This is a genomic window from Marinospirillum sp. (assembly GCF_044810985.1).
Lineage (GTDB): Bacteria > Pseudomonadota > Gammaproteobacteria > Pseudomonadales > Halomonadaceae > Marinospirillum.
Window position 1 is genome coordinate 2,025,214 of record NZ_CP085242.1, and the last position, 12,609, is coordinate 2,037,822.

Consider the following 12,609-nt stretch of genomic DNA (forward strand, 5'->3'; position numbering starts at 1 on the left):
ATTCTGGAGTTAAAGCTGATTATAAAGTGATAGTTCAATAGCAGTATAAAAACAAAGTAAAAGAGTAGGAATTACCCTTGATTGGCAGAAAGGTCCGCTGTCTTCCACACTGTAGTGCATAACAAACTGGATACCGGAAATTGAAGGAGAACCACATGCAGCATCCTGTTATTGCCGATAACAAGCCAGCAGAAGTTGAACTCAGCCCGGACAAGGAATATTTCTTTTGTGTTTGCGGACGCTCCAGCGACCAGCCTTTTTGTGATGGCTCCCACCAGGAAACCGAAGAATTCCAACCCCTCACTTTCACGCCTGAAGAAGAGGGTACAGCAGTACTTTGTCGCTGCAAACACACCGGAAATGCTCCCTATTGTGATGGCACCCATCAACAATTCAGCCGGGACCAGGTGGGAAGGGAAGGTCCAGGAAAAGCGGAAGAGGAAAACAACCAGGCACCGGAGGCCAGAAACACGCCCGAAGAACCCCGTGTTGAGTTCATTCATCAATTGGCTCGTGAAGGACTGGAGGGTGTCGGTGCACAAGGCCCGGTAGAGGCCATGGGGGTTCCTCGTCATGCCCTGCCTGACTGGGATGATTTGCAATTGCTCACGGCCCAGCTGGCCACCCAGCCTCTGGCCGATGATGCCGAAGTGGATACCCGCCTGGTGGTTGGCCCGGAAGCCAAAAAACCTCTGGAGCTGGATATGCCTTTATTCGTCTCGGATATGAGTTTCGGTGCTCTTTCCCCGGAAGCCAAGCTGGCTCTGGCCCGAGGTGCTGAAATGGCCGGAACCGGTATTTGTTAGGGTGAAGGTGGAATGCTCCCGGAGGAGCAGGAAGCCAACTCCCGCTATTTTTATGAGCTGGCCCCTGCCGAGTTCGGTTTTGATGAACAACTACTGAAAAAAGTTCAGGCCCTGCATTTCAAGGCGGGTCAAGCCGCCAAAACCGGCGTCGGCAGCCATCTGCCCGGCCACAAGAATCAAGGCCGGGTGGCGGAAGTACGTGATCTTTCCGAGGGGGAGCCAGCCATCTCTCCGTCCACTTTCAAAAACCTGCACAGCGTCCGGGATTTTCGCAATTATGCTGACCAGGTACGGGAAATCAGCGGCGGCATTCCCATAGGCTTCAAGCTCAGTGCCAATCATATCGAGGCGGACATCCAGTTTGCTCTGGATGCCGGTGCGGACTACCTGATCCTGGATGGCCGTGGCGGCGGTACCGGGGCAGCACCCACTCTTTTCCGTGACCACATCAGTGTTCCCACCATTCCTGCTTTGGCGCGTGCCCGGCAGTATCTGGACAAACAGCGCGCCAGCGGACGGATCACCCTGATCATGACCGGAGGTCTGCGTACCCCGAGTGACTTTATCAAAGCCCTGGCCTTGGGTGCCGATGGCCTGGCCCTAGCCAACACGGCCATCCAGGCACTGGGCTGTGTGGCTGCCCGTATCTGCAATACCAACAACTGTCCGGCGGGAATCACCACCCAGCGTGAAGACTTGCGGCAAAGATTGGATGTGGATCAGTCTGCTGCTCAGCTCAACCGCTTTCTGGGCTCTTCGGTATCCCTGATGCAACTGATGGCCCGTGCCTGCGGTCACTCAAGCCTGGCTCAGTTCAACCGCAAGGATCTGACCACCTGGCACAGAGACCTGGCACTTCTCAGTGGTGTGGATTATGCCGGACTGCTGAACCCCAGCAACTAACCCGGTAGGGGAAGAAAGGGTTGGGTCGTTCCCTGCAATCGGCTAAGATACCGCCCCTTTCTTCCACAGCTGTTCCTGAAACCACCAAGAGGTTTATTGATGCCCGCCACTTCCACAGCCCTTTCTTATATTCCCGGCCAGCGCTGGATCAGTGACGCCGAAATTGACCTGGGGCTGGGTACGGTTTTACAAAGCGACCGACGCAGTATCACCCTGTTGTTTCCCAGCCAGGGAGAAACCCGTGTTTACTCCACTTCTACCGCACCTCTGACACGGGTTATTTTCAGTGAAGGCGACACCCTGACCCACCAGGATGGCTGGACCATGAAGGTCGAGGACACTCAGGAAGTGGATGGCCTGTTGATCTACCTGGGTCAAAGTGAAGACGGGGAATTCCTGGAAATACCGGAAACCCAGCTCGACCCGGAAATTCGCTTTCAAGGCCCGCGTGAGCGCCTGCTGACCGGTCAGATTGACCGCAACAATGAATACACCCTGCGTGCCCTGAGCCGCCAGGCCCAGACCCAACTGGCCCAAGATCCCCTGCTGGGTCTGCGTGGCCCCCGCGTCGGCTTGGTGCCCCACCAGCTGTATATTGCCCATGAAGTCGGTCAACGTCTGGCACCCAGGGTTCTCCTGGCCGATGAGGTGGGTCTGGGAAAAACCATAGAAGCGGGGATGATTCTGCACCAGCAGTTGATCACCGGGCGGGCTCAGCGTGCCCTGATCCTGGTGCCTTCCAGCCTCTGCCACCAGTGGCTGGTGGAGCTTCTGCGCCGCTTTGGTCTGCCTGTGACCCTGATGGACAAAAGCCGTACCGAAGCCAGCGACACCCCTTTTGCCGATGCCCAGTTGGCCCTGTGCAGTCTGGACTGGCTGGTGGAAGACGATCTGGCCTTCACCCAGGCCCAGGAAGAAAACTGGGATCTGCTGATTATTGATGAAGCCCACCACCTGAGTTGGTCACCCACCGAGGCCAGCCCCGAGTATCTGCGCGTCAAAGAGCTGTCCCAACAGATTCCCGGCCTGCTGCTGCTTACCGCCACCCCCGAACAATCCGGGGAAAGTGGCTTTTTTGCTCAACTGCAACTGCTCGACCCGGCCCGTTATCCCAGCCTGGAAGCCTTTCAGGCCGAGGAAGGCGGTTATCGCATCTGTGCAGAAGCCATCAGTCGGCTGGAACAGCAACTGCCTCTGGAAGACCAGGAACGGGAAGCTCTGCAAAGCCGCCTCAGCCATGACAGCCAGGCTTTACTGGAGCTTCTGGAACACCCGGAAAGCGATGATGAACAAAGAGACGAAGCCCGCCAGCAATTGATCAACCAACTGCTGGATCGCTATGGCACTGGCCGCGTGTTGTTTCGCAACCGTCGCGCCAGCGTACCCGGCTTTCCCGGTCGTGAAGCCCATCCGGTTGGCCTGGACTGCCCTTCCGCTTATCTGGAGTTGCTGGAACAATACACCCAGCCGCATCGCCAGATGATGGCCGAAGCCATGACCGGCACTGCCTGGCCTTTTGCTGCTCTTTATCCCGAACGTCTTTATGCCGCCGGTTCCCAGGATGAAGGCGACTGGTGGCAATTTGACCCACGGGTTGACTGGTTGCTGGAAAAGCTGGAAGAGCTGCAGGATGAAAAGGTGCTGCTAATCTGTGCCAAGGCCGAAACCGCCCTGGAACTCAGCGAAGGCCTGCGCCGCCGTGCCGGTGTGCTGGCCGCCGTTTTTCATGAAGGCATGGATCTGTTTGACCGTGATCGGGCCGCGGCCTGGTTTGCTGAAGAGGAAGACGGTGCACCGCTGCTGATCTGTTCGGAAATTGGCAGTGAAGGCCGCAACTTTCAATTTGCCCATCATCTGGTGCTCTTTGACCTGCCTGCCCACCCTGACTTGCTGGAACAGCGTATCGGTCGTCTGGATCGCATCGGCCAGACCCAAACCATTCAACTTCATCTGCCTTACCTGGAAACCACGGCTCAGGAGGACTGGCTCACCTTCTGTCATGAAGGTCTGGATCAGTTGACCACCCCGCGCCCGGTGGGTGCCAGCCTCTGGACTGAGTTTCAGGAAGAAATCATCCAGCTGCTCAAGGGTGAACTGGCTGTGGACAGCCTGATCCCCCGAATCCAGGATGCGCGGGATGCTGCAGAAATTGAACTGGAAGCCGGTCGTCACCGCCTGCTGGAACTGGCTTCACATCGCCCGGAAGTCAGCGATCAACTGGTCGAACAACTGGCTGAAGCGGATCACGACAAACTGCTGCGCGAATTTCTGGAAGTCGCTCTGGATGTCTATCGCATCCAGAATGAAGACCTGGACGCCCACACCTGGTATCTGAAACCCGGCAAGGAATCCGATACCGCCATCTTCACGGATGTGCACTTTGATATGGAAGAAGGCAACTCCGCCACCTTCCTGCGCGACAAGGCCATGGCCCGGGATGATCTGCATTTTCTGACCTGGGAACACCCCCTGACCCGCAACTGTCTGGAAGCGGCTACCAGCACAGTCAAAGGCAACACGACGGTCGCTCTGCTGAAAAATCCGGCTCTGCCTGCCGGAACCCTGCTGGTGGAAATCTTCTTCTGCCTGCAGCTACCCAGCCAGCATCCCAAACAGGTGGAACGTTATCTACCCCCCCAGAGCCTGCGTCTGTTACTCGATGCCCAGGGCAACAACCTGGCACCCAAGGTGGGCTTCAAGGGACTGTCCAAACAGCTGGTCAAAATGAAAAAAGGGCTGGCCCGGGATATTGTCAAACTGCGCCAGGATCAGCTGCGTAATCTTCTGGATCAGGCGGAATCCCAGGCCAGTGAACAACTGCCTTCCATGCTGGAAAAAGCCCAGCAATTGATGCGCAGCCAGCTTGACCCGGAAATCAGCCGTCTGGAAGCCCTGGCTGAACACAACCCGGCCGTCAGAGACACCGAGATCAACAGCCTTAAAGAACTGCGCCAGCAACTGGATGCCAGCCTCAATGACGCCAGCCTGAAAATGGATGCAGTGCGTGTGGTTGTCGCGGCAGGCAAGGATGACGGCAGCTAAGAATTCGCCCGGCTCTTTTCAGCCGGGCAGATTTCAGCTGTGCTTTTTTTCTTCCAATATTTCAGATGCCAGCTGGAAAGATTTCAAACGCGCGGGGTGGTCATAAATAGCACCGGTAATGATTAACTCATCAACCTGAGTGCGATTCAAAAACTGATCGATCCATTTTGACACTGACTCTTTGGAGCCCACGGCTGTTTCTGCAAGTGCATGATCGACTTGTAATCGCTCAAAAGGAGCAGCCAGGCTGGAAAGATCCTTCACTGGAGCTTTCATCTTGCCGGGTCGACCCTTATGAAGTGCTATAAACTGCTGCTGCACGGAAGTCATCAGATAACGGCCTTCCTCATCGCTATCCGCCGCAAAAACATTGATGGCTGCAGCTGCATAGGGTTTGCTGAGCCAGCGCGAAGGCCGGAAATGTTCACGATAGGTCTGCAAAGCCTGCATCAACATCGAGGGTGCAAAATGCGAAGCAAAGGCATAGGGCAAACCCAGATGAGCGGCTAGCTGAGCTCCAAACAGGCTGGACCCCAGAATCCAGACAGGCACCCGCAGCCCTTCACCTGGAATGGCCAAAACCGCCTGGCCGGGCTGTTTGGGTTCAAAATAGTGCAGCAGCTCCTGCACTTCATTCGGAAAGTCATCGGCACCCGCCGTTTGCTTGCGGCGTAAGGCTCGCATCGTTACACCATCGGTTCCCGGCGCTCGACCCAGCCCCAGGTCAACCCGTCCGGGATAAAGAGAAGCCAGAGTACCAAACTGCTCGGCGATCACCAGCGGTGAATGGTTCGGCAACATCACCCCTCCAGAAGCGATGCGCAGCTTACTGGTTGCTTCGGCAATATAGCCCAGGGCCACTGCGGTGGCCGCACTGGCGATGCCTTCCATGCTGTGATGTTCTGCCATCCAGAAACGGTAATAACCCCATTGTTCGGCATGCACTGCCAGGTCACGAGAATTAAGTAGTGCCTGACGGGCATCGCTGCCTTCAGTGATGGGCGCCAGATCAAGCAGGGAATAGGCTTGCATTTCAACTCCTCAGACCAGAATAGACTTAACAGTCTAGCCTACCCTGCATTAAAAAACCGCCTCTTGGAAGGCCCGGTTAACAAAATTAACACGGCTCCCAAGCAGGCGGCGAAAATATTTCAGGCTTTTGGAGTGACTTACATTCCCAGATAGGCCTCACGCACCTTGTCATTGCTCAGCAGTTCCTTGCCGGTTCCCTCAACCACGACCTTGCCGGTTTCCAGCACATAGCCGCGATCCGCCAGGGCCAGAGCCTGAGAGGCATTCTGTTCAACCAGAAAGACGGTGATGCCTTCTTTTTTCAGATCCTTGATGGTGTTGAAGATCTCTTCCACGATCAGAGGGGCCAGGCCCATGCTGGGTTCATCCAGCAGCAGCAGCTTGGGTCGGGCCATCAGGGCACGGCCCATGGCCAGCATCTGCTGTTGACCACCGGAAAGCTCACCCGCCAGGTTGTAGCGTTTCTGACGCAGGATCGGGAATTTGCTGTAGATTTTTTCCATATCTTCGGGAATTTCCGAGGAGTTACCCCGACTGTAAGCCCCCAGCAACAGGTTGTCCTGAACACTCATGTCCTTGAACACCTGGCGACCTTCGGGAACCTGAACAATGCCCTGGGCCACTCTTTTGTCACTGGAAACCTTGCCCAGATCCTGACCCTTGTAGATCATCTGGCCTTTGTCGAGGGGTTGCAGCCCGGAAATGGCCATCAGCAGGGTGGATTTACCCGCTCCATTGGCCCCGACCAGAGACACGATCTCGCCACTGTTGATGCTGATATCAACATCATGCAGTACTTCAATCTGACCGTAAGAAGTCACTGCACCCTTGATGGACAACATCTCCTGATGATCATGGTAAGCAGTCACTCGCGATGCGTGAACCACACCCAGACCGCCCAGGTGCTCAGGGGTCATGTTGATGATTTTATGGCGCAACTCGCGGAATTCCTCCCGCACCCGTTCGCCAAACAACGGGTCCTGGGTCTGATCCCGGGCATCGGCAATCATCTCCCAGTCTTCCTGGGAGAGACTTTCGCGGGCTCGGGGAACCACCACACCTTCTTCTTTTTTGATGTGCTTGCGCAGCGCCTGGGTAAAGCGAGTTAAAGCATGACTGAAGGCTTCACGACCGTCCGGCCAGTTGCTCATGCAGTTTTGCAGCAGATCCCGCAACTCCTGCAGACGTTCGTGACCGACACGGTAGCCTTTTTCCAGCTTGCCCAGCAGTTCACTGGTGTCCGGTGCCTTTTCGCGCAGCCGCTTGTAGAGCATGATTTCTGTTGGCTGGCTATGCACCCGCTTGGAGAAGTGCTCGATATAATCAAAAATCGTATTAAACAGCAGCTCATCCGGCTGGTTGGCGTTGATGTTCATATCCTGCTGAAGCTGATCCAGCAGATCAATAATCCGCCACAGACCCTGGTGTTCCTGAACGATGGTGCGTATGACCTGATCACTGCGCGACCGGGCAGGAGCTGCCTGTTGTTCTTCTTGCGTCATAAACCTTGCCTCCGCACTCAGCCGCCCAGATAGGCAGCAATAACATCGGGATTGTTACGAATTTCTTCGGGTGTGCCTTCAGCCAGTTTGCGGCCGTAATTGATCACCAGAACCCGGTCAGAAATCCCCATGACCATTTTCATATCATGCTCGACCAGAACCACGGTAATGCCCTGGGCAGCAATCTTCTGAAGCAATTCTTCCAGTTCTGCCGACTCCACTGCATTCAAACCGGCAGCCGGTTCATCCAGCAAAACCACCTTAGGCTTGGCGGCCAGAGCACGGGCAATTTCCAGACGTTTCAAGGCCCCGTAGGACATGGCACTGGCTTCGGTTTCGATGTAATCACCGCAACCGACAAACTTCATCAGTTCCACGGCATGATCACGGCAATCCTCTTCATCCTTGAGCAGTGCAGGCAGGCGAAACAGGGTGGTGAAGAGATTGCTCTTCAGCTGCAGGTGACGCCCCAGCATGACATTTTCCAGAGCGGTCATGTTCATGCATATCTGCATCTGCTGGAAGGTACGGCACATACCCAGCTCGGCCAGTTTGTTGGGTGGCATCCCGGTGACATCTCGGCCGCCCAGCTTGATTTCACCCTTTGTGGGGGTGTAAAGGCCGGTAATCAGGTTAAACAGGGTGGTTTTACCGGCACCATTGGGGCCAATCACCGAATACACCTGACCTGCATCCACGGAAAAGCTCAGGCCTTCAATGGCATGAACCCCGCCAAAGGCTTTATCCAGGCCTTTGACTTCGATTAACGCACTCATGCCTGGTCCCCCTTTTTCTTGCTCAGCCTGCTGCGAATAAAACGCTGAGTGGTCGGCAGCAAGCCCTTGGGCATAAAGATCATGGTCAGCATCAGAATCAGACCAAACATCATCATTTCGTATTCATGGAAGTCCGCCAGCATTTGCGGCAGCAAGGTCAGTAACACAGCACCCAGAATCACACCGAAGATAGAGCCCATGCCACCCAGCACCACCATGGTGACGAGGATGATGGATTCCATGAAGCCAGCCAGGTCGGGGGTGATAAAACCCTGAAAATGCGCATAGAGACTGCCCATGAGGCTGGCATAAATCGCCGAAATCACAAACACCAGATTCTTGAACCTGGCAGTATCCACACCCACCACGCTGGCCGCCACTTCCGAACCATGCACCGAACGCAGTGCACGACCGATGGGCGAATCAATCAGGTTCTGGGCCAGCCAGACACCCAGAATCAGCAGCACACCCGCCAGCCAGTACCAGGCCAGGGAACCACTGATGGTCATGCCCAGAAAGGAATAGCTGCTGAAGGTACTCAGTTCCCAGCCGAAGATGCTCAATGAAGGTACGGGCATGCCATCCGGGCCACCGGTCAGCCAGCCTTCATTGTTAATGATGATGGCAATAATAAAGCCCAGAGCCAGGGTTGCCATGGACAGGTAATAGCCTTTCAGCCTAAGAATCGGACGCCCGACAATATAAGCCAGCAAACCCACCAGGAGCGCACCCAACAAAAGCGTGATAAAAGGCGGCCAGCCATAGGTGCCGGTCATGATGGCGCTGAAGTAGGCACCAATGCCAAAGAAACCGGCATGCCCCAGACTGATCTGTCCGGCAAAACCCACCAGCAGGTTCAGCCCAACCACCGTCGTGGCATAAATGGCAATCTGGGTCGCCATGTCATAATGAAAGGGGTTATCGAAAAAAACAGGCAATATAAAAATGATAATGGCCAGTAGCAGCAAGCCACTCAAACGGTTATGCAGCATAGACTTCAGCATTACACACGCTCCACAACGCGAGCACCCATCAGACCTCTGGGCATAAAGAAAAGCACCAGAATGATCATGCCGAAGGCCACAGCGTCTTTGTAATCAGAAGAAATATACCCGGCGGTCATGGCTTCCACGACACCCAGCAACAAGCCACCGACAATGGCTCCCATGCCACTGCCCAGGCCGCCCAAGGAGGCAGCAACAAAGCCCTTGAGACCCAGAATGATGCCGATGTCATAAGAAGTGAAAGTGATGGGGGCCACAATAATGCCGGCAATCGAACCCAGTACGGCTGACAGCAGGAAAGCCAGCATCAGCACCATTTCTGTTCTGATACCCACCAGACGGGCTGCAACCTTATTCATGGAAGTCGCCAGAATCGCCTTACCGATCATGGTACGGGTAAAGAAGAGCACCAGGGCAACCACCAGGACTGCGGCCACACCCAGAACCCAGAACGTCTGGGTACTGACCACGGCACCACCGATATTCACCGGCTCGTTACCGCTGAAATTGGGCATGGAGTGATAACCACGGCCCCAGACCAGTTGCGCGATACCGCGAATAAAAATGGCAGCCCCGATAGTGATGATAATCAGGGTCACCGGATCAGCCTGCTTGGCCGGGGCAATCGCAAAACGCTGCAGGGCAATACCCATGACAGCAGCCAGCAAGATGGCGCCGAGCATGGCAACCGGTAACGGAAATCCTAGTCCTATCAGGGAAACAGTAGCCATACCACCGATCATCAAGAACTCACCCTGAGCAAAATTAATGACATGGCTGGCGTTATAGATCAGGGTAAAACCCAAGGCTATCAGAGCGTAGGTCGCACCGATGGTAATACCTGTAAACAGGTACTGTAAAAATTCTGCAAACATGGTTAAAGTCCCGTCAGGCAAGGGCCAGGAGCAGGTGCCTGTTAAAGACACCTGTCCAGAACCAAAAGGAAGGGGTTAGGATTTATTCAATCAGCTTCCAGTCACCGTCAACCACTTCCAGAATACGGAAGGAATCCGCATTCAAGCCGTTATGATCTTCGGGTGACATATTGTAAGTACCGGTGACGCCCACGTGGCCCTGAATGCTTTCCAGTGCCTTACGAACCGCTTCACGGTCTGTAGAACCGGCTTTTTCAAGCGCAGCAACAGCCAGCTGCAAGCCATCGTAAGCATAGGCACCAAAGGTGGAAACCGACTCATCCCAGCGAGCTTCATAGGCTTCTTTGTAAGCTTGAACCACAGGTTTCTGGGGATCATCTTCGGGCAGCGAATCAGGCACCAACAGTGGCGAGGCAGGCAGACGCAGGCCTTCAGCAGAATCACCGGCCAGATCCAGGAAGCTGTTGGAAGCGACACCGTGAGACTGGTAGAAAGGACGATCAATACCCAGCTGGGCATAGTTGCGCGTCACGATGGCAGGACTTTGTCCGAAACCAAAGTTGAACACGGCCTCGACTTCGGAGTTGTTACGGATACCGGTCAACTGGGCGGTCATATCGGTATCGGATGGGCTGTAGGTGACATCTTCCAGCACTTCGATGCCCATACCTTCGGCCATTTCCAGAGTCTGCTCACGACCGGAGCGACCAAAACCGCCGGTACCGGAAATCAAGCCGATTTTGCTGATGCCGCGCTCTTTCATATCCATCATGACACGTTCAGCAGCCATGCGGTCAGACTGAGGCACCTTGAAAACCCATTTTTTGACCGGGTCAGCGATAACCACTGCACCAGCCAGTGACAGGAAAGGCGTTTGCGACTGCTCAATCAGTGGAACCGCTGCCATGGTTGCACCCGTGGTACTGCCACCGACGATGATATCCACACGGTCAGAGCGGACCAGACGACTGGCATAGTTGCGAGCAGAGGAAGCACTGCCTTCATCATCATAATGAATCAGTTCCAGCTGACGCCCCAGAACACCGCCATCTTCGTTGATTTTATCAACGTACATGCGCAATGTTTTCAGCTCGGGATCACCCAGAAAGGAGGCCGGGCCTGTAACGGAAAGGAAAGAACCGATTTTAATGGTTTCCGCAGCCTGGGCACCGGTGAAAATACCCGCTGCCAGAGTTACGGCCAGTAAGCCTGTACGGCGCAAGAGTTTTTTACTCATTGTTTTTGTACTCCAAGGTTGGGGCAGTGGCTGCCCTCGTTTATTGTTGTTGCAAAAAAAGCAAAACAGATCTGCATACCTGTTACGCAAAACCTGTATCACTTAGGCTATCAGTATAGCTGAGCTTCTGAACATGAAAAGCCCGAACTGTCAACTGGAAGCCAGGGACTCCCGACTCGATTCGCCATCAAAAGTGACACATTTGATGAGCTAGATCAAAAACTATTGTATCATAACCTTGATGTCAACCTGTTTCCTTGCTCAGCTTGGCGAAAAAAACAACAACAACTGAGGCGATTAAGCACAAAACCCTTGATCCAAAGGGCTTTACCTGAGGGTTTACAACCGGATAATAGCCCTTCGTGTTTTTTCACCTCACCCAACACTGAATCCAATTCTATGGCCGCAAAAAATCAGCTGGACCTTTTGGTCAGCAATTTCCAGCAAAAACGCCCGCTGCGTGCTGGCTCACTCATTATCACCGCTTATGGTGATGCCATCGTCCCGCGGGGCGGTACCGTCTGGCTGGGCAGCCTGATGAAGCTGCTGGAACCCGTGGGAGTCAGCGAACGCCTGGTGCGTACTTCTGTCTTCCGGCTGACCCGTGAATCCTGGCTCCAGGCCGAGAAAGTCGGGCGCTGCAGTTACTATAGCCTGACTGGCCCCGGCCTGCGCCGCTTTGAGCAGGCTTTCCGTCAGGTCTACAACATGGCAACCGAGGAGTGGATCGGTAACTGGTGCCTGGTGTTTCTGTCACAGCTGGACAACGGCAAACGCCGCAGTATCAAGGAAGAACTGGAGTGGATGGGGTTTGGCAGTCTAGCTCCGGGCGTGATGGCCCACCCGCGCATGGAAAAAAGCGAACTTCTCCCCCTCCTTCAGGAAAGAGATGCCCTGGATGAAACCATTGTCATGCAAAGTGAACCCCAGGAGCTGCTGACCTCCAAGGCGCTGCGACTTCAGGTCAAGGAAAGCTGGAACCTGAATCTTCTCGGTGAACGCTATGACAACTTCCTGAATCAGTTTCGCCCCCTCTGGAATGAACTCAAGATTGAAGACAGCCTCTCCCCTGAAGACTGCTTCATTGCCCGTACCCTGCTGATCCATGAGTATCGTAAAGTGTTGCTGCGTGATCCGCTTCTTCCGGATGAGTTGTTGCCGGGCGACTGGGAAGGGCGCAGTGCCCGGCTTTTGTGCCGCAATCTTTACCGGCGCATTTATGCCCGCGCTGAAGAGTGGCTGGATGTGACCCTGGAAAATGCTTCAGGACCCTTGCCAGCACCGGCCCCGAATTTTTATCGGCGCTTTGGCGGCCTCGACTAAAGCCTAAAAGCGATACAGAAAAATGACTAAAATCAACAAAACGTTGTCATTTCGCTCTAGTCTTTACGACTTTCGTTGAGTATAGTCACTCGCATCCGACTTCCTCCCG

8 protein-coding genes and 2 pseudogenes are annotated in these 12,609 nt (G+C 54.7%); 3 read left to right on the forward strand and 7 right to left on the reverse strand.

Features of this window, described 5'->3' with window-relative positions; all coding sequences use genetic code 11:
- Positions 1-155 precede the first annotated feature (155 nt).
- Together LG323_RS09525 and rapA are read left to right on the forward strand one after the other, a co-directional pair.
- A pseudogene (locus LG323_RS09525) lies at positions 156-1,709 on the forward strand (glutamate synthase-related protein).
- Between the two features lie 99 nt (positions 1,710-1,808).
- A complete protein-coding gene (rapA, locus tag LG323_RS09530) occupies positions 1,809-4,751 on the forward strand; it encodes an RNA polymerase-associated protein RapA (protein WP_404415360.1) in 2,943 nt (980 codons plus the stop codon).
- A 33-nt stretch (positions 4,752-4,784) separates the two neighbouring features.
- Here the strand turns inward: rapA and LG323_RS09535 are convergent, their stop codons facing one another.
- The 7 genes and pseudogenes from LG323_RS09535 to LG323_RS09565 form a co-directional block, all read right to left on the reverse strand.
- Positions 4,785-5,783 carry an LLM class flavin-dependent oxidoreductase gene (locus LG323_RS09535; protein ID WP_404415363.1) on the reverse strand — a complete coding sequence of 333 codons (999 nt, stop codon included), beginning with the start codon at positions 5,781-5,783 and terminating at the stop codon, positions 4,785-4,787.
- A gap of 137 nt (positions 5,784-5,920) precedes the next feature.
- A complete protein-coding gene (locus LG323_RS09540; RefSeq protein ID WP_404420130.1) occupies positions 5,921-6,625 on the reverse strand; it encodes an ABC transporter ATP-binding protein in 705 nt (234 codons plus the stop codon).
- Positions 6,626-6,883: 258 nt separating this feature from the next.
- Positions 6,884-7,285, reverse strand: a pseudogene (locus LG323_RS09545) (hemerythrin domain-containing protein); the annotation flags it as partial.
- Positions 7,286-7,302: 17 nt separating this feature from the next.
- Positions 7,303-8,061: an ABC transporter ATP-binding protein gene (locus tag LG323_RS09550; RefSeq protein ID WP_404415366.1), complete on the reverse strand. Its 759-nt coding sequence runs from the start codon at positions 8,059-8,061 to the stop codon at positions 7,303-7,305.
- Positions 8,058-9,065, reverse strand: a complete 1,008-nt coding sequence (locus tag LG323_RS09555; RefSeq protein ID WP_404415369.1) for a branched-chain amino acid ABC transporter permease — start codon at positions 9,063-9,065, stop codon at positions 8,058-8,060. The genes LG323_RS09550 and LG323_RS09555 overlap by 4 nt, the downstream gene beginning before the upstream one ends.
- On the reverse strand, positions 9,065-9,940 hold the full coding sequence (locus LG323_RS09560; RefSeq protein ID WP_404415372.1) for a branched-chain amino acid ABC transporter permease: 876 nt from the start codon (positions 9,938-9,940) through the stop codon (positions 9,065-9,067). Before LG323_RS09560 ends, LG323_RS09555 begins: the two co-directional genes overlap by 1 nt.
- An 82-nt stretch (positions 9,941-10,022) precedes the next feature.
- Entirely contained in the window at positions 10,023-11,177 is a 1,155-nt protein-coding gene (locus LG323_RS09565) for an ABC transporter substrate-binding protein (protein WP_404415375.1), read from the reverse strand.
- Positions 11,178-11,576: 399 nt separating this feature from the next.
- Here LG323_RS09565 and paaX point away from each other — a divergent pair, with 399 nt between their 5' ends.
- On the forward strand, positions 11,577-12,500 hold the full coding sequence (gene paaX, locus LG323_RS09570) for a phenylacetic acid degradation operon negative regulatory protein PaaX (RefSeq protein ID WP_310695293.1): 924 nt from the start codon (positions 11,577-11,579) through the stop codon (positions 12,498-12,500).
- Positions 12,501-12,609: the final 109 nt, after the last annotated feature.